General features: G+C 59.6%; 26 protein-coding genes. 4 read left to right on the forward strand and 22 right to left on the reverse strand.

Annotation, left to right across the window (positions count from 1 at the left end):
- Nucleotides 1-42: 42 nt before the first annotated feature.
- On the forward strand, nt 43-753 hold the full coding sequence (locus tag FIU90_RS09695) for a LuxR family transcriptional regulator (RefSeq protein WP_152434560.1): 711 nt from the start codon (nt 43-45) through the stop codon (nt 751-753).
- Nucleotides 754-756: 3 nt separating this feature from the next.
- Here FIU90_RS09695 and rodA read toward each other — a convergent pair whose 3' ends face one another.
- The 5 genes from rodA to FIU90_RS09720 are packed head-to-tail and all read right to left on the reverse strand — an operon-like array spanning nt 757 to nt 6,517.
- On the reverse strand, nt 757-1,830 hold the full coding sequence (rodA, locus tag FIU90_RS09700; RefSeq protein ID WP_152434561.1) for a rod shape-determining protein RodA: 1,074 nt from the start codon (nt 1,828-1,830) through the stop codon (nt 757-759).
- Between the two features lie 41 nt (nt 1,831-1,871).
- Nucleotides 1,872-3,950 carry a penicillin-binding protein 2 gene (gene mrdA / locus FIU90_RS09705; RefSeq protein WP_152435790.1) on the reverse strand — a complete coding sequence of 693 codons (2,079 nt, stop codon included), beginning with the start codon at nt 3,948-3,950 and terminating at the stop codon, nt 1,872-1,874.
- On the reverse strand, nt 3,950-4,516 hold the full coding sequence (locus tag FIU90_RS09710; protein WP_234029482.1) for a rod shape-determining protein MreD: 567 nt from the start codon (nt 4,514-4,516) through the stop codon (nt 3,950-3,952). The genes mrdA and FIU90_RS09710 overlap by 1 nt, the downstream gene beginning before the upstream one ends.
- Nucleotides 4,513-5,421 carry a rod shape-determining protein MreC gene (mreC, locus tag FIU90_RS09715; protein WP_152434562.1) on the reverse strand — a complete coding sequence of 303 codons (909 nt, stop codon included), beginning with the start codon at nt 5,419-5,421 and terminating at the stop codon, nt 4,513-4,515. The genes FIU90_RS09710 and mreC overlap by 4 nt, the downstream gene beginning before the upstream one ends.
- Nucleotides 5,422-5,473: 52 nt before the next feature.
- Nucleotides 5,474-6,517, reverse strand: a complete 1,044-nt coding sequence (locus tag FIU90_RS09720) for a rod shape-determining protein (RefSeq protein WP_152434563.1) — start codon at nt 6,515-6,517, stop codon at nt 5,474-5,476.
- Between the two features lie 191 nt (nt 6,518-6,708).
- On the opposite strand from FIU90_RS09720, the gene mutL reads away from it, so the two are divergent.
- Entirely contained in the window at nt 6,709-8,553 is a 1,845-nt protein-coding gene (mutL, locus tag FIU90_RS09725; RefSeq protein WP_152434564.1) for a DNA mismatch repair endonuclease MutL, read from the forward strand.
- 10 nt (nt 8,554-8,563) lie between these two features.
- Nucleotides 8,564-8,995, forward strand: a complete 432-nt coding sequence (locus FIU90_RS09730) for a hypothetical protein (protein WP_152434565.1) — start codon at nt 8,564-8,566, stop codon at nt 8,993-8,995.
- A gap of 34 nt (nt 8,996-9,029) precedes the next feature.
- On the opposite strand, the gene FIU90_RS09735 is transcribed toward FIU90_RS09730, so the two are convergent.
- From FIU90_RS09735 to pth, 5 genes are all read right to left on the reverse strand, one after another.
- Nucleotides 9,030-9,758: a MauE/DoxX family redox-associated membrane protein gene (locus FIU90_RS09735; RefSeq protein ID WP_152434566.1), complete on the reverse strand. Its 729-nt coding sequence runs from the start codon at nt 9,756-9,758 to the stop codon at nt 9,030-9,032.
- A 57-nt stretch (nt 9,759-9,815) separates the two neighbouring features.
- A complete protein-coding gene (ychF, locus tag FIU90_RS09740; protein ID WP_152434567.1) occupies nt 9,816-10,916 on the reverse strand; it encodes a redox-regulated ATPase YchF in 1,101 nt (366 codons plus the stop codon).
- Between the two features lie 71 nt (nt 10,917-10,987).
- A complete protein-coding gene (locus FIU90_RS09745; RefSeq protein WP_152434568.1) occupies nt 10,988-11,980 on the reverse strand; it encodes an SDR family oxidoreductase in 993 nt (330 codons plus the stop codon).
- Nucleotides 11,973-12,599, reverse strand: coding sequence for a CPBP family intramembrane glutamic endopeptidase (locus FIU90_RS09750; protein ID WP_234029483.1), 627 nt, complete (start codon nt 12,597-12,599; stop codon nt 11,973-11,975). The genes FIU90_RS09745 and FIU90_RS09750 overlap by 8 nt, the downstream gene beginning before the upstream one ends.
- Complete coding sequence (gene pth / locus FIU90_RS09755; protein WP_152434570.1) at nt 12,596-13,165, reverse strand: aminoacyl-tRNA hydrolase; 570 nt, start codon at nt 13,163-13,165, stop codon at nt 12,596-12,598. Before pth ends, FIU90_RS09750 begins: the two co-directional genes overlap by 4 nt.
- A 140-nt stretch (nt 13,166-13,305) precedes the next feature.
- Between pth and FIU90_RS15550 the strand changes: the two genes are divergently transcribed.
- The gene (locus tag FIU90_RS15550) at nt 13,306-13,464 is read left to right on the forward strand and encodes a hypothetical protein (RefSeq protein WP_172970233.1); all 159 of its coding nucleotides are present in this window, start codon (nt 13,306-13,308) and stop codon (nt 13,462-13,464) included.
- Between the two features lie 87 nt (nt 13,465-13,551).
- Here FIU90_RS15550 and FIU90_RS09760 read toward each other — a convergent pair whose 3' ends face one another.
- The 12 genes from FIU90_RS09760 to FIU90_RS09815 all read right to left on the reverse strand — a co-directional run bounded on the left by FIU90_RS09760 (nt 13,552) and on the right by FIU90_RS09815 (nt 21,031).
- Nucleotides 13,552-14,244, reverse strand: coding sequence for a 50S ribosomal protein L25/general stress protein Ctc (locus FIU90_RS09760; protein ID WP_152434571.1), 693 nt, complete (start codon nt 14,242-14,244; stop codon nt 13,552-13,554).
- A 113-nt stretch (nt 14,245-14,357) separates the two neighbouring features.
- Nucleotides 14,358-15,167, reverse strand: coding sequence for a TraB/GumN family protein (locus FIU90_RS09765; RefSeq protein WP_172970234.1), 810 nt, complete (start codon nt 15,165-15,167; stop codon nt 14,358-14,360).
- A gap of 77 nt (nt 15,168-15,244) precedes the next feature.
- On the reverse strand, nt 15,245-16,180 hold the full coding sequence (locus tag FIU90_RS09770) for a TraB/GumN family protein (RefSeq protein WP_152434573.1): 936 nt from the start codon (nt 16,178-16,180) through the stop codon (nt 15,245-15,247).
- A gap of 71 nt (nt 16,181-16,251) precedes the next feature.
- Nucleotides 16,252-16,887: a hypothetical protein gene (locus FIU90_RS09775; protein ID WP_152434574.1), complete on the reverse strand. Its 636-nt coding sequence runs from the start codon at nt 16,885-16,887 to the stop codon at nt 16,252-16,254.
- Entirely contained in the window at nt 16,874-17,068 is a 195-nt protein-coding gene (locus FIU90_RS09780; RefSeq protein ID WP_152434575.1) for a helix-turn-helix transcriptional regulator, read from the reverse strand. The genes FIU90_RS09775 and FIU90_RS09780 overlap by 14 nt, the downstream gene beginning before the upstream one ends.
- Complete coding sequence (locus FIU90_RS09785; protein ID WP_152434576.1) at nt 17,065-17,460, reverse strand: hypothetical protein; 396 nt, start codon at nt 17,458-17,460, stop codon at nt 17,065-17,067. The genes FIU90_RS09780 and FIU90_RS09785 overlap by 4 nt, the downstream gene beginning before the upstream one ends.
- A 47-nt stretch (nt 17,461-17,507) precedes the next feature.
- Nucleotides 17,508-18,011 carry a hypothetical protein gene (locus FIU90_RS09790; RefSeq protein WP_152434577.1) on the reverse strand — a complete coding sequence of 168 codons (504 nt, stop codon included), beginning with the start codon at nt 18,009-18,011 and terminating at the stop codon, nt 17,508-17,510.
- Complete coding sequence (locus tag FIU90_RS09795) at nt 18,008-18,403, reverse strand: hypothetical protein (RefSeq protein ID WP_152434578.1); 396 nt, start codon at nt 18,401-18,403, stop codon at nt 18,008-18,010. Before FIU90_RS09795 ends, FIU90_RS09790 begins: the two co-directional genes overlap by 4 nt.
- Complete coding sequence (locus FIU90_RS09800) at nt 18,403-18,780, reverse strand: hypothetical protein (protein ID WP_152434579.1); 378 nt, start codon at nt 18,778-18,780, stop codon at nt 18,403-18,405. Before FIU90_RS09800 ends, FIU90_RS09795 begins: the two co-directional genes overlap by 1 nt.
- 4 nt (nt 18,781-18,784) lie before the next feature.
- Entirely contained in the window at nt 18,785-19,273 is a 489-nt protein-coding gene (locus FIU90_RS09805; RefSeq protein ID WP_152434580.1) for a hypothetical protein, read from the reverse strand.
- Nucleotides 19,274-19,506: 233 nt separating this feature from the next.
- The gene (locus tag FIU90_RS09810) at nt 19,507-19,848 is read right to left on the reverse strand and encodes a UrcA family protein (RefSeq protein ID WP_172970235.1); all 342 of its coding nucleotides are present in this window, start codon (nt 19,846-19,848) and stop codon (nt 19,507-19,509) included.
- Nucleotides 19,849-20,029: 181 nt separating this feature from the next.
- Nucleotides 20,030-21,031, reverse strand: a complete 1,002-nt coding sequence (locus FIU90_RS09815; protein ID WP_152434582.1) for a TraB/GumN family protein — start codon at nt 21,029-21,031, stop codon at nt 20,030-20,032.
- Nucleotides 21,032-21,221 lie beyond the last annotated feature (190 nt).

A 21,221-nucleotide genomic window follows, 5' to 3' on the forward strand; every position in this document is an offset into this window, starting at 1 on the left:
AAGTCGCCCAATCGGGTGACCTCGTGGTAATCAAGGTGTTCGATGCAACAGCATTTCGAGACTATTGAATCGATTGAGGACCTAGGCGAGGTGCTTTGGTACGCCGTTGGCGTATGTGAAGACTTGGGCGCTATTCGCCAAAGCTATCATTTTACTCCACTTTTCCAACGACAGAATTCCGAAAGAACGGTTGTTCACGCACACGGTTTCGATCCGGAATGGATCAAGATCTACGAAGAATCGGATTTCCGGAAAAAGGATCCAATCCCTCCGCGGACGATGGCGCATGGGCGATTGTTGACTTGGAAAGACGCCCAGACCATCGCTCCAAACACGCCCGACAACGAAGAATACTTTGCCGCCATGAAGGAGTTCGGCCTTGTTCATGGCTTCGGCCTACCGCTCTTCGGACCGCGCAGCCGAAACGCCTATGCCTCGATCGATTTCGATCGTCCGCTGGAAGAAGTCGACAAAACGATCATTGGCAATGTGCGGATGATTTCGCAGGCCGCTCATCAGCGCGTGTGCGTCCTCCTCGAAGCGGAGAGAGAGCCGATCGAACTGTCCCGGCGCGAACTTGAGGTGCTGAGCTGGATCGTGAAGGGCAAATCTCTTTCGGTCATTGCGGACATACTCGGTCTCTCACCCGATACGGTAAAGACTTACGCCAAGCGGATTTACGCGAAACTCGATGCCAATGACCGGGTTGGAGCGGTGGTAAAGGCACTCAAGCTCGGGCTGGTCACTGCCTGAACTTTATCCGGAAAGCCCGCCACGCGGCGCTTCCCTGTTCCATCGATTGACCATCATTAGAGCGCCGATGCAGATCATGTTGGTCATCATCGAGGAACCGCCATGGCTCATGAATGGCAGCGGGATGCCAACAACTGGCGCCATGCCCATGACCATCAGCAAGTTGACCGCAATGTAGAAAAAGATCGTCGCGACCATTCCTGCTGCGACCAAAGTGGCGAAGCGATCGCGCGAAGCTCGGGCGACGTTCCAGCCCCACCGCAGTATCACGGCGAAAATGACGATGACGAATAGTCCGCCTATCAGACCCCATTCCTCCGCCATCGTCGCGAAAACGAAGTCGGTGTGCGGTTCCGGCAGGTATTGAAGGTGGCTCTGCGAGCCGTTGTTGAAGCCTTTTCCGAATATGCCGCCCGATCCAATTGCGATCTTCGATTGGGTGATGTGATATCCCGCGCCCAGAGGATCCGCTTCGGGATTGAACATCGTCATCACCCGGCGTTGCTGATACGGTTGCAGGCCGAAGAAATAGACCAGCGGCGTCGCGGCGGCGGCAATCGCTCCTCCGGTCACGAACCACCTGAGTGGAAGACCCGCGAGCAGCATCACGACCCCGCCGCCAAATGCGATCGCAAGCGATGTACCGAGATCCGGCTGCAAGAGGACAAGTGCGACCGGAGCCCCGATCATAGCGCCTGGCAATACGAGCGCGCGCCATGTCGCAATGAGGCCGACCGGTAGCGTCGAATAGAAATGCGCAAGCGTCACCACGATGACCGGCTTCATCAACTCGGACGGCTGGAGCACCATGAATCCGAGGTCGAGCCAGCGCTGGCTACCGCCTCCGACCTGCCCGATGATTTCTACCGCGACGAGGAGGATGAGCACGACGGCGTAGGCCGGATAGGTCAGGAACTTCACCAATTCGCGCGGCAAAGAGGCGATGACGGACGCCATGACGAGGAAAACCCCGAAGCGGAGCAGGTGCGATGCGGCGAACGGCTGCATTGATCCGCCTGCTGCAGAATAAAGCACTGCCGCTCCGAACGCGACAAGCAGGAAGAGCGGGATCAGCATCCCCCACGGCTGCCTCGCGATGGGCTCGGGAATTACTGTTCTCACCGCGCGTTATCCGTGCTCTGGACCGGGGAACCTGATGCGACCGGATCGGGGCGGGGTGCGACGAAATCGTCGCCGGCCTCCTGGGTGCGGTTCGCATCGAGGCGCGCTTCCGCTTCGACCAGATCGAAAATCTCTTCGTCTCGGCGGGGCTGGGGCGGGACATCGGCTCCGCGCTTGGCGGCGTAGGCGGCATACTGAGCTTCGAGGCGTTCCTGTGCGGTACCGCCCCACTGCTTTTCGAGCGCGGTCAGCGCTTCGAGCCCTTTCGCCGGATCGAACATGAAAGTCATGACATCGCGTGCAATCGGATAGGCAGCACCCGATCCGCCCCCGTGTTCAATCACGACTGCGCCTGCATATTTGGGCTTATCGACCGGGGCGAAGAATACGAACAGGCCGTGATCGCGATACTTCCACGGTCCGCTGCGCCCGTCCGAGAACCTGAGAGAAACGACCTGAGCAGTGCCGGTCTTGCCTGCCATCTGCACATCATCGAGCGGCAGCCGACCGCGACCAGCGGTGCCGGGGCCATTGACCACGTCGCTCATGGCCTGCCGGATGTAGTTGATCTGCTCATCTGCAAAATTGTAGCTGGGCGGTTCTTTCACCGGTCCGTCCATAACGAGACGCGGGTTCAGCCTTTTGCCGGTTGCAAGCCGGGTGCTCATCACAGCAAGTTGCAGCGGGCTGGTGAGGTAGTATCCCTGTCCGATGGAGGCGTTGACCGTGTCGTAGGGCTGCCATTCGCGACCGAATTTTTCCAGCTTCCAATCCGGCGTTGGGACCGTTCCGAAGAACTGGGTCGTTACAGGAAGGGGGTACTGTTTGCCCAAGCCGAGATCCTTCGCCATCGCCGCAACTTTGTCGAACCCGACCTGCTGCGCGAAATGGTAGAAGTAACTGTCGCACGACTGGTAGATCGCCTTCGCCATGTCGACGACGCCGTGATTGTTCCAGCAATTGAAGAATCGATTGCCAATCCTGCGACCGCCGCCGCAGATTATCGTTTCGTTCGGATCGATCCCCTCCTTGAGAAACGCCATGCAATGCATCGGTTTGACCGTTGAACCTGGCGGGTAGAGGCCCTGGAGCACCTTGTTGCGCAAAGGAACGCGCTCGTTTTCGCGCAACATCGCGTATTCAACGCTGCCGATACCGTCTGAAAAACTGTTGGGATCGAAGCTCGGCATGGATGCCATGCAGAGAAGATCGCCGGTGTCGCAATCCATCACGACGACCGAACCGCTTTCGAGCCCGATCCGGCGCGCGGCAAAGTCCTGCAAAGGCCCGTCAATGGTCAGCTGGACCGGGTTGCCCTGGATATCCTCGCGGGTTTCGAGATCGCGAATGATCCGTCCGCCGGCCGTGACCTCGACCCTTCGCGCCCCAGGTACACCGCGTAGCTCTTTCTCGAACTGCTTCTCGAGCCCGTCCTTGCCGATCTTGTAGCCGGGCGTGACGAGCAATGGGTTGCGGTCCTCCTCGGCATATTCTTCGGCATTCGCAGGCCCGACATAACCGATCAGATGACCGACGCTCGATCCGGTCGGGTAAAAACGCGAAAAACCGCGCTGTGGGACAACCCCTTGCAGATCGGGCAGGCGCACACTCAAGGAGGCGAACTGTTCGTAATCGAGGCCGCTCGCGACCTCGATAGGTTGGTAACCGCCTGAGATCTCGACCTCGCGCTTGAGATCGAGGATGCGCGTTTCATCGAGTTCGAGGAGCTCGCCGATCTGGTCGATTGTCGCGTCAGGATCTTCCAACCTCTCTGGAATGATATCGACGCGGAAGTCGGCGCGGTTCGAAGCGAGCGGCGCTCCGTTGCGATCGAGAATCCATCCCCGGCGAGGTGGGATGAGCGTCAGGTTGACGCGGTTGCTTTCGGATTCGAGCCTATACTTCTCATTCTCGGCAATCGCGATGTAGCCCATGCGGACAGCCAGCAGAACACCGATACCGCCTTGGATCGAACCTATGACAACGCTGCGCCGGTCGAAAGTGTGCCGCAGCATGGAGGCATTGATCACCGGGCCGGACTTGCGAACACCCTTCTTTTTTCCGAACAACGCCATCATCCCAGCCTCCGCGCGCGGGCCAGGCGATAGCGATCGAGCCACGCGATCATGCGCGACATAACAGGATAAAGCAGCACAGCCAGCAGGATCTGCGGGATTGCTGCAAGGAACAGATGTATTGTCAAACTAGCGCCGGAAACCACCATTGCGCTTAGTATATAGAGTACGAGCGCAAAACCTGCGGTGAACCAGTCCTGCCAGAATCCTCTCCAGGGGAACCGCGTCTCAATCAGCTCGAGCGTGATCATCGCGACCGAAAATAGCAATATTCCGCTGCCGAAGGGTTGGCCGCTGAATAGATCGTCGAACGCTCCAAGTGGTACACCCACCCAGAGAGGAAGGAAGCCGGGGCGCATGATCCTCCATCCAAGAAGCATCATAAAGCCGATAGGCGGCAAGAGCGGCATCACGTCGGCCAGGAGGAAAGTCGGGAGGAAAGAGCCGAGCAGTATCGAAATGTACGGGACGGTCTGCGCACGGAGCGGGGATTCTACGCGGTTGATCCCAGTGCCATAAGAGGTCACCCGGCGACGTGGACGTGCAGAGGAAAGGCGGTCGTTCAATTTTCGAGCTCTGCGTCGTTCAGCTCCCGTGTCGCGGGAATGCTCGCAGCCTCGACCGCTTCGGGCACGTATATGGGTTCTACCGACACGAAATCGGTTGCTGACGGATCGGCGATTAGGCGGGCGATGCCGCCATCGGCAGTCAGCTCGCTCAGGACCGCGACTGCGACGCCCGGACGATAATATCCTCCTGCACCGCTGGTGACGAAAACATCCCCGACTTCAAGCGGGTTGAGACCGAGATTGATCAGGCGAATACGCAGCAATCCATCCCCACGCCCTTCGGCAAAGGCGACAGTCTCGTCGCTCGACCGGCGCACCGGCAGCACGCTTTCCGTATCGGTAAGCAGCAGGATGCGCGAAGACCCGCGAGCAACTTCCAGCACGCGCCCGATTACTCCCCGCGGTGAGCGGACGGGCATGCCGACTTCTATGCCGTCGTTCCTGCCCCGAGCGATATAGGCAAAGCGACGGCTGCTGGTCGAACTCGAGCCGACTAGCCGTGCGACGGCTACAGGCTCGATCTCGCTTTCGGACAAGGCCAAGAGCGATTTCAGCCGCTCGTTTTCCTGCTTGATCGCTTCTGCTTCCTTGAGCCGGATGCGCGCGATCTCGACCTCTTTGCGCAACGCTGCATTCTGCGATCCGGCCTGGATATAGCCGCCGATGGAATCCCAGAAGCTGACCGATGTGCTGCGGACGGCGGCGGTGCCTTCGCCGACCGGGGCAACTGCATCTTGCGCGCCGCCGCGTAACGGGGCGAGGGCGGAGGGTTGCCACAATGAGAGAGCGAGCAGGGCGAGGCCCAGCAACGCGCCCAGCGCTGCCAGCAGGTATCCGGTGAAGACCGAGTATTGGGCCTTCTTCGAAAAACCCGATGTTCGGCGCGATGACGGCGGCGCCATGTCCGCGATTCCCTTCTTTTCCGCTCCGCGATTTGCCCCGGAGCGGCTACTGTTATGCGCTCATCAAGACGCCGCGATAGATCGGATCTTCCATGGCCCGGCCTGTGCCGATGGCGACGCAGGTGAGCGGATCTTCGGCGATCGAGACCGGCAGGCCGGTTTCTTCGCGCAAATGCTCGTCGAGACGGCGGATGAGCGCGCCGCCGCCGGTCAGCACGATGCCCTGGTCGACGATATCGGCGGCGAGCTCCGGCGCCGTGTTTTCAAGCGCGATGCGAACACCTTCGACGATTGCGCCGATCGGTTCGTTCAGAGCTTCGGCGACGTGTGCCTGGTTGATCGTGATTTCCTTAGGCACACCGTTCACCAAATCGCGGCCTTTGAGGGTGATAGTCTCGCCTACGCCGTCTTCCGGCACCACAGCGATACCGTAGTCTTTCTTGATCCGCTCGGCAGTGCTGTCCCCGATGAGCAGGTTGTGATGTCGGCGGACATAGGAAACGATCGCCTCGTCCATCTTGTCGCCGCCCGTACGGACCGAGGTGGTGTAAGCAAGGCCGCGCAGCGAAAGCACCGCAACTTCGGTCGTGCCGCCGCCGATGTCGACGACCATGCTGCCCACCGGCTCGGTAACCGGCATATCCGCGCCAATGGCCGCTGCCATCGGTTCCAGGATCAAGTGAACTTCCGAAGCACCCGCATTCGAGGCCGCATCGCGGATCGCGCGCTTTTCGACCGAGGTCGAGCCCGAGGGGACGCAGATCACGATCTCGGGGTAGCGCAGCAGATTACGTTTGCCGTGGACCTTGCGGATGAAGTGCTTGATCATCTCTTCGGCGATTTCGATATCGGCGATGACCCCGTCACGCAGCGGTCGAATGGCCTCGATCGTGTCCGGTGTCTTACCCATCATCATTTTAGCATCGTCGCCTACGGCCTTCACCCGCTTGATGCCGTTGATCGTCTCGATCGCTACCACCGAAGGCTCGTTCAGGATAATGCCCTGGTCCTGCACGTAGACGAGCGTGTTGGCGGTGCCGAGATCGATCGCCATGTTCTGGGAACCGAACTTAAAGAGATTTGAGAAGAAGCTCATTTTATCGTTTTAATCCATGGATGTCGGGGTGTGGACTTGCGAACGTCTCGCAAGCCGTTTGACCCCGTTTTGACATGACCCGATGCGCGTAGCGAATCCATCGCCAAAAGGCCAAAATAATTGTTGATCGGCATTACCAAATTGCCCGGTTACCCTCGAATTTGCGGCGTATGACCTGTAGCGTGCGACAAATGCCCGAAAACCACCCCCGCATTCGCCGCCTGCCAAGCGATCTGGTGAACCGGATCGCCGCCGGAGAGGTGGTCGAACGCCCCGCGTCCGCGCTCAAGGAGCTGGTCGAGAACGCGATCGACGCCGGTTCGACCCGAATCGCCGTAGCGTTGAACGATGGCGGATTGACGCGTTTCGAGGTCACCGATGACGGCTGCGGCATGAGCCGCTCCGACATGGCTCTCGCGCTCGAACGCCATGCCACTTCCAAACTTCCCGACGACGCGATCGAGATGGTCGCAACGCTCGGCTTTCGCGGCGAGGCGCTCCCCTCGATCGCCAGCGTAGCGCGGATCACGATCGAGAGCCGGGTGCGCGGTGTCGATGATGGTTGGCGCATGGTCGTCGATCACGGCGAACTCGTCGAAGAAGGCCCTGCCGCGCTTCCTCCGGGCACCCGCGTAAGGGTCGAAAACCTGTTCGCCAAAGTGCCTGCCCGCAGGAAATTCCTGCGCACGCCGCGCAGCGAATACATCGCTTGCCTCGATATAGTGCGCCGCCTCGCCATGGCCAGGCCGGAGATCGCCTTCACGCTCGAGAACGGGGCGGAGGGCAAGACCCGCAAGGCTCTGACCACGCAGATGGACGAGCCTCTCGCGACACGCGTTTCACAGATCATAGCGCGGGAACTCAAGGACAATGCGGTCGAGATAAACTTGTCGCGCGAGACGCCGCATGGCGCGATGCGGCTGACGGGTATTGCTGGCCTTCCGACCTTTAATCGCGGTGTGGCCGATCATCAGTATCTGTTCGTGAATGGCCGTCCGGTGAAGGACCGGCTGCTGACAGGAGCGGTGCGCGGTGCGTACTCCGACATGCTTGCACGCGATCGCCATGCGGTGCTCGCGCTGTTTCTCGACATCTCGCCGCAAGACGTTGATGTTAATGTTCATCCGGCAAAGACCGAGGTGCGTTTCCGCGATGCAAACGGAGTGCGCGGTTTCATCGTTTCCGGACTGAGGCAGGCGCTCGCGACAGGCGATAGGCGGAGCGCACAGGGTCCGGACCGCAAGGCGATGGAGCGCTGGCAGCAGGAGCCCGTTCGCGATGAGGCACCGGCACTGCGCTCGATCTTCGAGGGCCGCGACTGGAACGCACCTCAAACCCGCGTGTCTGAACCTCGTCCCGAATGGACGCCGCAGCAGCCCGAAGCTCTCCCCACGGGACGTGCCGAGGAAGCCTCACCGATGACCGAGGAGGCAAAAGACTATCCGCTCGGCATTGCGCGCGGGCAGGTTGCGAATACCTACATCGTCGCCGAGAGCGAAGATGGGCTGGTGCTTGTCGACCAGCATGCAGCGCACGAGAGGCTCGTGCTCGAACGTCTGAAATCCGCAGGGGCGGGGGAGGCGGCGCAGCGTTCGCAGGCGCTGCTCGTCCCCGACGTCGTAGAAATGGACGAGGCCGATTGCGACCGGCTCGAGGATGCGGCGGAGGGTCTTGCGCGCTACGGGCTGGTGATCGAACGGTTCGGCCCGGCGGCGATGCTGGTGCGCGCCGTACCCGCTGCCATTGCCAAGGCCGATACCACCAAGCTCCTGCATGATCTTGCCGACGACATCGCTAAGCACGGCAAGAACGAGGAATCGGGCGCGCTGCTGCTCTCCGAAAAGCTCGAATATGTCCTTGCAACGATGGCCTGCCACGGATCGGTCAGGGCAGGGCGGGTGCTATCGGTGGCCGAGATGAACGCGCTGCTGCGCGAGATGGAAGCAACCCCGCGCTCAGGCCAATGCAATCACGGACGGCCCACCTGGGTGAAGCTGAGCATGGAAGACGTCGAGAAGCTGTTCGGGAGGCATTGAGGGGAAACCAATGGCAGGTGATGACGATTTCGAATTTGCGAAAAGCGTTAACGAGAAGACGATTGAGTCATCGAACGCGGCGCTGCGGTCGCTGCTCGTTATAAATGGTGGTGCAGCGGTCGCACTTTTGGCTTTCATCGGTTCCATCGCAAACCAGAATGAGATCAATCTGTCGTCCGTATTGGTCGCTTTGAGCTTTCCGCTAGTTTTACTCGGTTGGGGTGTTGCAGCCAGCGTCATCGCGATGATGTTTGCGTATTTCACGAACCTAATGACGGTTGGTCATACATTTGCCGAACATGACAGCCGAGAGGAGGGCGCGTACAGTGTACTCAAGACTGGCTGTCATGCACTTGCGTTTTTGACAGCCGTTGGCTCTTTAGGACTTTTCGTTTGGGCTATTTACGAGGTTCGAGAAGCGATCACACTTATTGCATCTTGAATTGTTCGCTTGGCGTAGATGTGGTTCCTTAAATCTAAAACTGCAACACCATCCACAGCGCCATCCCGATCATCGCGAGGTTCTCGCTGAGCGAAATGAACCCCAGCGGCACATCGCCGCTCCCGCCGACGCAGGCGCATTTGAGCTCGCGTTTCTGGATATAGACTGCGTAGAACACGCTCACCGCGCCGACCGTCCCGATGAAGAGCGCGACGGGGATCGAGATCCACGGCAGGACGCGCCCGGCCATCAGCACCGCAGCGAGCGCTTCGAGGTAGGGATAGGCATAGGCGTATGGCACATAGCGCCGCCCGAGCAGGTCGTAGCCGATAAACATGCTCGAAAACTGCTCGACATCCTGCAGTTTGAGCATGGCGAGCATCGCCATGGAAAATGCGACGAACCACTCGATGGTGCGGACGCCCAAGCTCCCCAGCATGCCCAAAGAGACCGAAACCGAGAGAGCCAGGGCGACCGCGAACACTGCGAGAACCGGGCGGTAGCTTTTGCCACCTTTTTCTCTTGCGATCCCGAAGAGCTCGCGCAGCGAATCGTAACCGCCAACTCGCTTGCCATCGATGAAAACCTGCGGGGTCGTATCCACGCCGTGCTGTGCCTTGAAGGCATCGGTTTCGTCGCGCGAGGCGAGGGGATGATCCTCCACCTTGTACCCACGGCTTTCCAGCAGGTGCTTTGCCTTTATGCCATAGGGGCACACTTGATCGTCTGTGACCATGCGATAGAGCTGGGCGGCCTTGTCCATAACGCGGACGGGATATACCCCTATGGGGTATGAATCAAGCGGTCGGGTCCAGCTCTCTCAGACGTTGAACTTGAACAGCATCACGTCGCCATCCTGAACGACGTATTCCTTGCCTTCCTGCCGCAGTTTGCCAGCTTCGCGCGCTGCCGCCTCACCGCCAAGCGCGATGTAATCCTCGTAGGATATTGTTTCAGCGCGGATAAACCCTTTTTCAAAATCGGTGTGGATTTCGCCTGCCGCCTGCGGAGCCTTGGCGCCGTCCGGGAATGTCCAGGCGCGCGCCTCCTTCGGGCCGGCGGTGAAGAACGTCTTGAGGCCGAGCAGCTTGTATCCCGCGCGGATCACGCGGGCGAGGCCGCTTTCGGTAAGCCCGAGCTCTGCGAGGTATTCGGCGCGGTCCTCGGGCGGCATCGCGACGAGCTCGGCCTCGATTGCAGCGGAGACCACGACCGCCTCCGCACCTTCCGCCTTCGCTTTCTCGAATACCTTGGCCGATAGCTCGTTGCCCTCGGCTGCGTCTTCCTCGGCGACATTGCACACATAAAGCACAGGCTTTGCCGTCAACAGCTGCGCCTGGCGGAATACCCGCGCCTCTTCATCGTCCTTGGGCTCGGTGAGGCGCGCAGGTTTGCCTTCCCTGAGCAGGTCGAGCGCCTGACCCAGAACGCTCGCCATGATCTTGGCTTCCTTGTCGCCGCCGGTCGCGCGCTTCTGCGCATTGGGAACGCGCTTTTCGAGGCTTTCGAGATCGGCGAGCATCAGCTCGGTTTCGACCACCTCGGCATCGGCAATCGGATCGACCTTGTTGGCGACGTGCTGGATATCGTCATCCTCGAAACAGCGCAGCACGTGGACAATTGCATCGACCTCGCGGATGTTGCCGAGGAACTGGTTGCCAAGGCCTTCGCCCTTGCTCGCGCCTTTCACGAGGCCGGCAATGTCGACGAAAGCGAGCTGCGTCGGAACGATTTTCGCGCTGCCCGCGATGGCGGCGATCTTGTCCAGCCGCTCGTCCGGCACAGCTACCTGCCCGACATTCGGTTCGATCGTGCAGAACGGGTAGTTCGCGGCCTGCGCAGCCTGCGTTTCGGTGAGAGCATTGAAAAGGGTGGACTTGCCGACATTGGGCAGGCCCACGATCCCGCAACGGAAACCCATGGGTGATTGCTTTCTAAAGTGTGATTTGGCGCGCCCTTACCGCGCGCCGAAGGGAAATGCCAGCCTTGCGCTCACGCGCCGTGAACTGCCTTGACCCACGGCCCGAATGGCGATGCGCCGAGCCACTCCACCTGAACCCGGGCCGTGAGCTCGTTGATTGGTGTCTGCGGTTTGGGGCCGGGGTGTACCGGACGGCGCAGCGGCCTTGTGCCCGCAGGCATCGCGATGACCTCCGCCATGGCGCGCGGCACGTCCATCGGATCGGTCGAACCGCCCCCTGTGCGCTGGCCCAGTCTGGCAACGAGAGCCGGATACCCATCGGTATGGGTACCTTCCGATCGGGCGAGCAATGCAAGACTGTTCTTGTTGGCATTGGACCAGATCATCGTCGGGTACCCGCCCGGTTCGATGATTGTCACGTCCACGCCGTGCGGCACGAGCTCATAGGCGAGGCCTTCGCTCAAGGCTTCGAGCGCGAATTTGCTCGGAGAATACATGCCGTAGGATGGTGCGATCACGCGGCCGAGTTGAGACGAGACATTGATGATGAGGCCAGACTTCGCCTTCCTCATCCCTGGCAGGACCGCGCGGATCAGCCGTTGCGGCCCGAATACGTTGGTGTCGAAGGTGTGGCGTGTGGCTTCCATATCCTGGATTTCGATCGGTCCGCCATAGGATATGCCCGCATTGTTGATGAGCACATCAATCGGGCAGCCATTGATCCGCTCTGCCTCGGCAACACCTGTGGCGACGAGCTCATCCGACATCACGTCGATTTCGATTACATGGAGGTCGAGGCCCTCGTCGTCGGCGAGCTGGATCAGCTCCTCGGCCTCGGCCCGGGGCGTGTTGCGCATGGTGGCAAAGACCCGCGCACCGCCGCGGGCGAAATGCTCCGCCGAAAGCCTGCCAAAACCGGTTGAGCAACCGGTGATGAGGATGCTCTTGCCGGAAAGGTCGGGGGCGGGGGCGAACACGTCCTGTGCGGAGATTTTGGCGGTCGCGGCGAGCGCGCCCGTTGCTGCAGCACCGGCCAACAATGTGCGGCGGTTGATGTCAGTCATTTTCCGGCTCTCCATCCTGTCCGTTGATCCCCAATTCGATCACTCGCTTTTGCACATACCATAGCGCAAAGATATCGTAGAGGGCGTGCCCGACCATCACGCCAAGCAGGCTGTTGGTCAGCCAGTATACTATGCCGAAAAGCGCCCCGATCGAAAATACGAGGACGGCAATGATCGGCTTCGGTAGGTGCAGCGCGGCGAAGAGTGCGGAACTGATCGCGATTGCGACCCATGGGCCAGTGTAGTCGCCGAGGAAGGTTTGCATACCGCCTCTGAACAGCGCCTCCTCACCAATACCAGCGCATAACGAAATGGCGATAATGGTCGGCAAATTGAGCCGCGTGTTGAAGATTCCGTATCCTTCGGCCTGGAGTCGTACCAGGCGATCGGTCAGATGCTGCCAGCCGAAAAACCCGATCGCCGCGATGGCTGAAAGGCCAGCGCCGAGCGCGACGCCGATCAGGATGCCGTCCGAGCTGAACACGAGAAATGCACCGATCTCACGTCCTGCGAGCCACCAGAAGGCCAGTCCTGTCCCGAAAAAAGCTATTGCCTGTCCGCCAATGAGCGAAAGCAGGGTGGAGCGCGTCAACGTCGACGTATCCAGCGCATTACTCACTCCTGCAGCCTCAGCGCGACATTGCTCATGAAGCGCGGATCGTCTCCCTTGGCGAGCCATTCGGCCTCCGCGCCGATTGCGCCGAGCATCTGGACGAGAATGTCCTCCTCGCTCTTTGGGTAGTTGCCGAGCACGTGGCCGTTCACCCGATCCTTATGACCCGGATGGCCGATCCCTATGCGAACGCGCCGGAAATCGGGGCCTACATGCCGGTCTATCGATCGCAGCCCGTTGTGCCCGGCATGGCCACCGCCGTGCTTCACCTTGACCTTGAACGGGGCGAGATCGAGTTCGTCATGGAATACGGTGAGTGCATCGGTGCCGAGCTTGTAGAAGCGCAGAGCCTCGCCGACGCTGCGGCCGCTCTCATTCATAAACGTCGCCGGCTTCAGCAGAAGGATTTTCTCCGATCCGATCCTGCCTTCCTGCACCCAGCCGGAGAACTTCTTCTGAACCGCGCCAAAGCCATGCATCTCGGCGATGACGTCTACCGCCATAAAGCCGATATTGTGCCGGTGCATCGCGTAGCGCGGACCGGGATTTCCAAGGCCAACCCATATTTGCATCTTTCGGCCAATAAGGGCGAACGCGTGAGCGCTCAACCTCGCTCGCCATGTGCGGCTTTCCCATATGCGCGCTTGACGAATATGAGCTTGCGATGTTTGTACTCTTGCGTCTCTAACTATTGCGGTTTTGCGAAAAAGCCATGGAACCTGCGATCCTGCTTTTGCTGCTGGTAGCGGTAACGCTGTTCTTCGTTTCCAAAAGGTATGAGGACCAGCGCTTGCGTCTTATCATCAAAGGCACCGCTATTGTCGCTGCGACAGGCGCTCTAACCTCGGCGGGCATACTGCTGACCAAGTGAACCGTGCCGACAACCGAAAAGCAAAACGCCGGACCCCTCGAAAGGGGCCCGGCGCCTCGGTGATTTCCTGCGGGAAGGGCGAAGGGCTTAATCTTCGCTCTTGTCTTCCCCGCCTTCTGCGTCGTCGCCGTCCTCGCCCTGTTCGGTTGCGGGGACTGCATCTGCATCCACTTCTTCTGCGCCTTCGGCCTCTTCCTCTTCGCTCTTCTTGAGAGCCGACGGAGCGACCAGCGTTGCGATGGTGTAGTCGCGATCGGTGATTGCGCTTTCGCTACCGGCAGGCAGCGTTACTTCGCTGATGTGGATCGAATCGCCAACTTCCTTGCCGGTGACGTCGATTTCGATCTCACTCGGGATCTTGTCGGCTTCGCACACGAGGTCGACTTCGTGACGGACTACGTTGAGAACGCCGCCCTTCTTGAGGCCAGGCGATGCTTCTTCGTTGATGAAGACCACCGGGATCGACACTTCGACCTTGGCATCGCGAGCGAGGCGGAAGAAGTCGACGTGGGTCGGACGGTCGGAAACCGGGTGAAGCGCAACGTCCTTTGGCAGGGTGCGGACGGTTTCGCCGCCGACTTCGATCTTGACGATCGAGTTCATGAAGTGACCGGTCATCAACTGCTTGACCAGTTCCTTCTCCTCGACGTGGATCGGAGTGGGTTCTTCCTTGCCGCCATAGATGACAGCGGGGACCCGACCTTCGCGGCGAAGTGCACGGGAGGCTCCCTTGCCAGCCCGTTCGCGCGCTTCGGCGGGCAGAATAAGAGCTTCGCTCATAGTACGTGCCTTTCGAATGCAATGTTGAAATTATTCATCCGGTGCCCGCCTCCAGGGATGACCAAGACACCGAAGGGCGCGCCGTTACAGGGGGAAGGGCGGCTTGGCAAGCATTATCGGGCAAGGCGGGTGACAGTGTATCCGCGGGTTTCCAGCATCGCCGGGAGGCTGTCCGGTCCCACCAGGTGGCCCGCTCCGACTGCGACGAGGGGTTTTTCCGGTTCACCGAGTGCCTCGGTCAGATCATTGGTCCAGCGCTCGTTGCGACGAACGAGGAGGGCGTCCCGGACTTCGGGATCGGCCATGATCCCGCTGCGGGTGAATTTTTCAAGCTCCCGCACGTCCCCCGTGAGCCATGCGCTGCGAAGTCTGTCGGGCTGTTCGCGCGCCGCTTCAATCTCGACGATCACGCCTTCGAGTAGGTCGCGCTGATCTTCCTCAGCGAGAGCATCGAAGATGCGCAATTGGCCGAGCGCACCTTCGAACTCGCGTACCTCGCGATTGCCGAACTCCTCGATCAGCACCCGGTCCACCCCATTGGCAGGATCGCCGGTCGCCCCTACGCGGGCGAGAATTAGTGCTGCGGCCCAGGTCTCGGTTGCATCGAAGTCAGAAGGCGTCCGGTCCGCCTCCTTCATCACCGCAGTGAGCCGGTCCCGGAATTGAGGGCTGACCCGGCTCGACAATCCCGTTTGACCCGGAGAGGTCGCGAGCATGGTGAAGGTTTCGGCGATCGCATCCCTGTCGTCGAGATTGCCGACCTCGACGAGCAGGTAATCGGCCTTCTCGATCGCATCTGTGATAGCCGGCGTGCGCCACTTCGCATCATCGGGGAGGGCATGGATCGTCCCGAGCAACCAGCCTTCTACATGGCCATTTGCGCTTGTGATCTCGAATACGAGCGGATCGGCCGTAGGGTCCACCTCAGTCGGCGCCTCGGAGCAACCGGCGAGCGCCAGTGCCCCGAAAAATGCAACAGCCGAAGTTACCCGCCTCGCGATCACTGCACCCGCGAGGTCTCGATCCCGCGCTCAGCAAGCAGGTCAGGCACGCTCTTTTCACCCGAAAGATGACCAGCGCCCACTGCCAGGAAAACGGTGCCCGGCTCGTCGAGCCGCTCGTCGATCCATTCGGCCCAGTTGGCGTTGCGCGAATAGAGAAGCCGTTCGGCAAGGTTGGGATGCGCCATCATCGCCTCGGTCATAAGCGCGCCAAGCTCCTCGGCACGACCGGTCGACCACAATTCCACGACCTGGTTGAGCATCTCGATGCTCGCCAGTGGATCCTCGGCCCCTTCGAGCAGGAATAGCAATTGCTGGTCGATCGGCAGCCCGTCAAAGACGTTGATCTGGAAATCGACTGTCTCCAGCGCCACGCGCTTGGTGCCATCGGCAACCGTCGCTTCGAGCACGTTTTCGACCCCCTTGTCGTCGGTATAGCCGGATGCCTGAAGTGATATCTGAAGGAGCGCGATGGCCGCAAACCACGGCTCAAAACGGTCGAACGCATTGGCCGGGATGCCGAGCTTTGCAAGGCCCGCCTCGTATGTCGCGCGCTGCTCTTCATTCATCAGGCCGCGCAGGGTTTCACCCTGCGGCAACATCCCCTTGGACTGCATGGAGCCGGCGATTTCGGCCATTGCCTCGGGCGTCATGTCTATTTCGGTGACGAGTTCGCCCGATTTGGCGAGCGCATCCTTTATCGCGCCCGTGTGCCAGTCCACATCGGGCGGCAGCACGTGGACGGTGCCGAACATGTAGATCGTCGTGTCCTCGTCAGCGACTTTCCAGAGCGCGGGGACGCCGGGTGCTTCGGAGGACGTTGCCTCCTCCGACGGCTCCTGTGCGCTTGGGACCGAAGCCTCGCCGGCATGGGCCGGGGCCGCAAACGCCAAGACCAGAGAGGCGGAGGAGGCTAGGAGTGGACGTAGTTTCATCGGGGTACCTTTCTTACGGAATAGGGGAGAATGGCTCTCAGCGAAACGCGAGAATCGTCGGCTCGGCATCATCAGGTGTATTTCCGATAGGCCCAGGCCAGCAGCCACACCGTGGTGACGATCGCGAACACGATCATCGGATCCTGCGCGGGAACCCAGCCCGCGCGCGAAGCTAGCCACCAGGCGGGTGCGAGAAAAAAGTAGAAATGCATCGCGACGATCCCGCTGTCCCGGTACGCAGCGGCTTCGTGTTCGTCGACGTTGCGCCACCATGCCCATGATACAGCCGGCGTGACCACCAGCCATCCGATCAGCGCGAGCATGGCGACCACTGGATTGAGCGGTCCGTTTGAAAAAAGCGAGGCGGACTCCGGCCCTTCCATCACCGCGAAGGCGAACCCGGCAGCGACGCTGAAGCCGATAATCACGTTCATCCAGTTGCGCGCCTTCCGGGTGCTGGGTGAAAGCGGTTCGTCGATATCTCTGGGCCAGAGCTTCCAGCCTGCGAATACCACGGCCGCAATCATCGCAAGGATGGCGGCGATGATCGCGGCGTCGGTGACGTTGGGGCCACCATGTTCGAACGTTGCGACCGTAAAGCCCAAAAGCACTCCGGTGAGGAACAGCAGCGAAAGCCCGCCGACAATCATCACCAGCCCTTTGCGCAGGCCGGGATACTTCTCTTGCTCGAGATCAAGTTTCGTCATCGAATATCTCCTCGATCGGTCGGTCAAAAAGGCGCGCAATCCTGAAAGCGAGGGGAAGGGAGGGGTCATGCTTGCCAGTCTCGATCGCGTTCACGGCCTGTCGCGACACGTCGAGATGCACCGCCAGTTCGGCCTGCGACCAGTCGCGTTCGGCGCGCAAGACTTTGAGACGGTTCTTCATCTGGATTCTCGGAACTGCCGGAAGAAGAAGACCGCATAAAACGTAAGCATCGGCATCTGGAACGCCCACCAGAGGGCGTAGGACGTCTGAAATGGTTTGCCCGTGGCCTGTGAAATGATGCCGCCGACGATCGCTTCGATTTGACCTGCAAAAAGCATCCAGCCCACCGTCACGATGAACGCAGTACTGCTCGCAATGCCCCATTGCTGAGCGGTGAATTCATCAGCATTACGGTTGCGGAACTGGACGATAAGAGCGGCAAAAAACAGGAGGAAAATCGCGTAATTGAACCAGACCAACCACGTACCCGTGTTTTGCCCGGATGCGATCAGGACGAGATACATAGACAAAGAGAGCAACCAAGCGCCGCCGCCCACTTTGGCTGCGGTCATGAACCGGTTCACTCGTTTCTGGCGCGGAGTAATGTCCTGCATCCCGTTCATCCACGCGTGTCCCGCCAGCGGAGGAACTGAAATATAAAGACAAAGAGCCACATATAGGTTTGCCAGACGGTCGAAGCGATCACATCGCCCCGCTGCCCTTCGCTGATGAATGGAACGTAGTATTTGCGCCACACGGCATAGGCCGCGCTATCATGCGGCAGGCCAAGCTCTGCGCTCCAGGCGACGATGAACGACACGAAGGGCCAGACGGCAACGGAATAGGCGAGCACTACAACCGTGCGCTTCCAAAGGCCTTCCATGTAGTCGTCCCGCATAAATCGGGCGATCATGAGGAAGAACGGAAGAAAATACCCGAACACAGCGACGATAAGCGCCGCGATGGAGTTGGCTGACCCCTCGAGCCCAAAACCCTGCTTTTCGATGACAAAACGTGTCAGAAACTCGGCAAAGCCAATAAGCGCGAAAACAAACGAAAGGTTCAAGAGCCAGTAGTAAGCGCGATAGCGCAACGGATCCTTGTGTTCGATGGCGGTGTTCATTCGCTTACTCCTACGAATGCCCCGTTTTTGATCCGGTATATCCATAGAGCTGCATGAAAAATCGTTGACATGATCGCGAGCACGAATCCGATTTCAGGGCTGAAGTCGCGGCCGTAGGGGATGACTTTTGAAAAGAGGACCAAGCCTGCGAAACTCACCGCCCAGCCGGAGGCGAAGGCTAGCTCCTTTCGGGCGAATTCATCGTGATACCCGGCCCAAGCCATGGCGATGAATGTCCCACTCACAAAGCCGCCGCTCAGGGTTACGAAGATGCTGGTTGCATCGAATGCAAGACCAATCACGAGAAGCAGCGACAACGGTAAGCCGAGCCACAGGATCTTATAGGAGTATGACCGGTCGTCCTCGGTAATTGCCTTGGGATCGTATGGCATCAGGCGTCTCCCAATAGGCGCTTCGCGAAGAGGCCCGCATAGAAGGCCAGAATGGTGAGAATGGGCACGATGGAAGCAGGAATATCTTGGCGTCGTTCGGCTCCGGTTGCGCCGTCATAGATACCCTCGGCAGCTGGCAATCCGATAAAGATTATCAGCATTGTGGCGAACGCGACGCTGGCCCCGGCCGTCCACAATGCGAGCGTGTACTCATCGGCGTTGCGTGTGGCGAGCATGGCAAAGCCGCTGAGCACTGCGAGGATCATTCCGGGAAAGGCAAGCGCGCTCGAGACGGCTGGAATGAGGCTCAGCCCGCCGATCGCGAGGCCGATAAGGCCGACCCAGCTGGCATTCATAAAGATGGAGGCTTTGTTCATCGGCTCAGCCCCTGAAACGCTTGATCTGGAACCCAAGGAAGAAGGCGGCAAGAATTACCGGGGTTGCGAACCGCCGGATGATGTCGTCGCCATTAGCTATCTCAATCTCGCTGGGGTCGATCCCTTGCGCTTTGGCTTCTTGAAAGGCCTCGCCAGCAGCGGCGCCTTCAAAGAAGATTTCGACATAGCCACCGATGATGAGCCAGAGGATCGCGGCGAAGAAGGCGAAGGTTGTACCGCCGTGCCACATCGCCTGCGTGAATTCATCGGTCTTGCGGCGAAGGAAGACGTAGAAGATCGAGTATGTCTCAGCGATCAGGTAAATGATCAACGCGAGAAGCAGCAATGCTGGGATTAGAAGGCTGTCACTATCCGCATCATCAAGAAACACAATGTCCATCGCGATGTGCAGAAACGGAAAGGCAACCGCAGCCGCTGTGCCGATGTTGGCGGCCCGCAGATACTTGTCGACTATCTTCTGACGGTCAGTCATCGCGCATCAGGTTCCGATTGCGTTCATGATTTTCGCAGCGATCACGCCGACCGCGTAACCCGACAAGCCAAGAAGGACGAAAAGCTGCCAATAACGCAGGGGGATCGTTGTTTTCAGCTTAAGCATCATGGGCTCTCCGGATTTTCGGCTTGGTCGGGGGGATGTCTGACCGTTCCCGGCGGATAAGGACAGGGGGGAGGCCACCTCATCCACCGGGAAACGGCGCTGTTTCATCAGGCTTCCGGTGCAACTGGTTCTTTGGAAGCGAGACGAACCTGGTTGGCACGGGCATTGGAGACTGCCACCCGGACCTGTGTTTCTGCAGCTGCAAAGGCGGACTTGCGGCATGCGCGTTCGAGGCGGATCGAAGCGCTGTCGCGACCACCATTTGCGCACTTGCGGCGGATGATCGTTTTCACCCGTTCATCGAGCAATGAGACGCCTTTCTCGGTTGTGAGGTCGATATCCGCATATTTCACATTTTCATCGAAGTCGGTCGCATTGGGACCAGCGGCGAGCGAGGGAGTGGCAGCGAAGGCGAAGGTCGAAGCGATAAGGGCAAGGGCAATACGCATGGTCAGGTTCTCCTCTGGACCTCGATAAGTCATATCAACCTTCCGATATGTCAGGTTGTCCTGACTATATGTCTTGATTCGCTGACTATGTCAAGAAGACCTGACTTTATGTCGCAAGTTCATGTCAAAACGCCCGCAAACCGTTGGGAATGCGGGCGTCTGCGCATCAGAGATTGGTTCGCTATTGGATGCGGTTTGAGGTTACACCGCGCTGTTCAAGCATGGTCACGAGCGAATCCGGGCCTTCCATATGACCTGCTCCGACAGCGAGGAGCAGGTTGCCCGGTTGCTCCAGACGCTTCACGACCCAATCCGTCCAGGCGCGGTTGCGATCGGTCAGAAGCACTTCGTAGAGCGCCTTGCCAAAGGGATCCTCGAACATCTCCTCCAGATCCGCCGCATCCAGCTTGCCCTGGGCCCACGAATGCTCGTTCGACCAGTCGACGTCTGCCGGATCGAACAGTTCGCAACCATCCCATTCGGTCAGACCCTGTTCCAGCGCATCGATCATGGTCACCTCATCGATGTTGAACATGTTTTCGAGCACCTGGATGAAATCCTCGATTGCCGAGATCGGCCGTCCGCTTTCCTTGAATTCTGCCTCGATAATGGTTTCCACACCAAGCTCGCGCTGGGAACCTTCGGCTTCGATCATTGCCATTACGATTGCCAGCATCGCCATCAGGGGAGGGCCGTGCTCAACCCGCGCTGCCGGTATGTCGGCGGCATCCAGCAAGCGCAGGAATTTCTCGCGGTTTTGCTCTGACAGCCGCTCGGAGATCGGAGTGTCGCTACGATACTCGCGCAGCAGCAGCATCAGCCGCAGCTGATCGACCGAAAGATCGCCCGGTTCCACCTCCTCATCGTCGCGCGATTCGAAGACAACTTCATCGACCTCGGCCATCACCTTGTCGAACAATGGCGTGCGCCAGCGGAATCCTTCGGGAAGGACGTGATAGGTTCCAAACAGGTAGATCGTTGTGTCCTCGTCCGCGATCTTCCACATGGCTGGCGAGGGCTCGTAGTCCTGAACAGGTGGGACCGCCTCGATATCCGAAAGTTTCTGCCCTGACCCTGCTTCGCACACGAGCTCCGTGGGGGCTGACGTCACCTCGGTTTCTGTTGCGGCGAGAGGCGCGCCGGCGGTGAGGGCGATCAGGGGGAGAGCAAGCGTGAAGCGCATCGAGATCTATTCCGGTCTTGTGGAGATTTCAGTGAGTTACCCATGCTCGCAGCAAGGCTCGCGAAGTCAAGATCGCAATCGCCGCTCTATCCCCCGATCGGCGCATTTGCTGCACTGCGGCATTGACGCTTCAAGGGGCATCGGCCATTGCGCGTGCGCATGGAATCCGAGGTAACAATTGCTCCGCGAG

The sequence above is a fragment of the Erythrobacter sp. THAF29 genome (assembly GCF_009363635.1).
Taxonomy (GTDB): domain Bacteria; phylum Pseudomonadota; class Alphaproteobacteria; order Sphingomonadales; family Sphingomonadaceae; genus Erythrobacter.

What these genes read in the sequence shown, in the direction of transcription:
- FIU90_RS09735 (WP_152434566.1), bottom strand. Translation starts at nt 9,758, where the DNA reads ATGGACAAGGCCGCCCAGCTCTATCGCATGGTCACAGACGATCAAGTG.
- FIU90_RS09805 (WP_152434580.1), bottom strand. Translation starts at nt 19,273, where the DNA reads ATGACTGACCGTCAGAAGATAGTCGACAAGTATCTGCGGGCCGCCAAC.
- FIU90_RS09775 (WP_152434574.1), bottom strand. Translation starts at nt 16,887, where the DNA reads ATGACGAAACTTGATCTCGAGCAAGAGAAGTATCCCGGCCTGCGCAAA.
- FIU90_RS15550 (WP_172970233.1), top strand. Translation starts at nt 13,306, where the DNA reads ATGGAACCTGCGATCCTGCTTTTGCTGCTGGTAGCGGTAACGCTGTTC.
- FIU90_RS09770 (WP_152434573.1), bottom strand. Translation starts at nt 16,180, where the DNA reads ATGAAACTACGTCCACTCCTAGCCTCCTCCGCCTCTCTGGTCTTGGCG.
- FIU90_RS09785 (WP_152434576.1), bottom strand. Translation starts at nt 17,460, where the DNA reads ATGACCGCAGCCAAAGTGGGCGGCGGCGCTTGGTTGCTCTCTTTGTCT.
- pth (WP_152434570.1), bottom strand. Translation starts at nt 13,165, where the DNA reads ATGCAAATATGGGTTGGCCTTGGAAATCCCGGTCCGCGCTACGCGATG.
- FIU90_RS09780 (WP_152434575.1), bottom strand. Translation starts at nt 17,068, where the DNA reads ATGAAGAACCGTCTCAAAGTCTTGCGCGCCGAACGCGACTGGTCGCAG.
- mreC (WP_152434562.1), bottom strand. Translation starts at nt 5,421, where the DNA reads ATGGCGCCGCCGTCATCGCGCCGAACATCGGGTTTTTCGAAGAAGGCC.
- FIU90_RS09815 (WP_152434582.1), bottom strand. Translation starts at nt 21,031, where the DNA reads ATGCGCTTCACGCTTGCTCTCCCCCTGATCGCCCTCACCGCCGGCGCG.
- FIU90_RS09695 (WP_152434560.1), top strand. Translation starts at nt 43, where the DNA reads ATGCAACAGCATTTCGAGACTATTGAATCGATTGAGGACCTAGGCGAG.
- FIU90_RS09790 (WP_152434577.1), bottom strand. Translation starts at nt 18,011, where the DNA reads ATGAACACCGCCATCGAACACAAGGATCCGTTGCGCTATCGCGCTTAC.
- FIU90_RS09720 (WP_152434563.1), bottom strand. Translation starts at nt 6,517, where the DNA reads ATGAGCTTCTTCTCAAATCTCTTTAAGTTCGGTTCCCAGAACATGGCG.
- FIU90_RS09730 (WP_152434565.1), top strand. Translation starts at nt 8,564, where the DNA reads ATGGCAGGTGATGACGATTTCGAATTTGCGAAAAGCGTTAACGAGAAG.
- FIU90_RS09760 (WP_152434571.1), bottom strand. Translation starts at nt 14,244, where the DNA reads ATGAGCGAAGCTCTTATTCTGCCCGCCGAAGCGCGCGAACGGGCTGGC.
- rodA (WP_152434561.1), bottom strand. Translation starts at nt 1,830, where the DNA reads ATGCTGATCCCGCTCTTCCTGCTTGTCGCGTTCGGAGCGGCAGTGCTT.
- FIU90_RS09745 (WP_152434568.1), bottom strand. Translation starts at nt 11,980, where the DNA reads ATGACTGACATCAACCGCCGCACATTGTTGGCCGGTGCTGCAGCAACG.
- mutL (WP_152434564.1), top strand. Translation starts at nt 6,709, where the DNA reads ATGCCCGAAAACCACCCCCGCATTCGCCGCCTGCCAAGCGATCTGGTG.
- FIU90_RS09810 (WP_172970235.1), bottom strand. Translation starts at nt 19,848, where the DNA reads ATGCGTATTGCCCTTGCCCTTATCGCTTCGACCTTCGCCTTCGCTGCC.
- ychF (WP_152434567.1), bottom strand. Translation starts at nt 10,916, where the DNA reads ATGGGTTTCCGTTGCGGGATCGTGGGCCTGCCCAATGTCGGCAAGTCC.
- FIU90_RS09800 (WP_152434579.1), bottom strand. Translation starts at nt 18,780, where the DNA reads ATGAACAAAGCCTCCATCTTTATGAATGCCAGCTGGGTCGGCCTTATC.
- mrdA (WP_152435790.1), bottom strand. Translation starts at nt 3,950, where the DNA reads ATGGCGTTGTTCGGAAAAAAGAAGGGTGTTCGCAAGTCCGGCCCGGTG.
- FIU90_RS09795 (WP_152434578.1), bottom strand. Translation starts at nt 18,403, where the DNA reads ATGCCATACGATCCCAAGGCAATTACCGAGGACGACCGGTCATACTCC.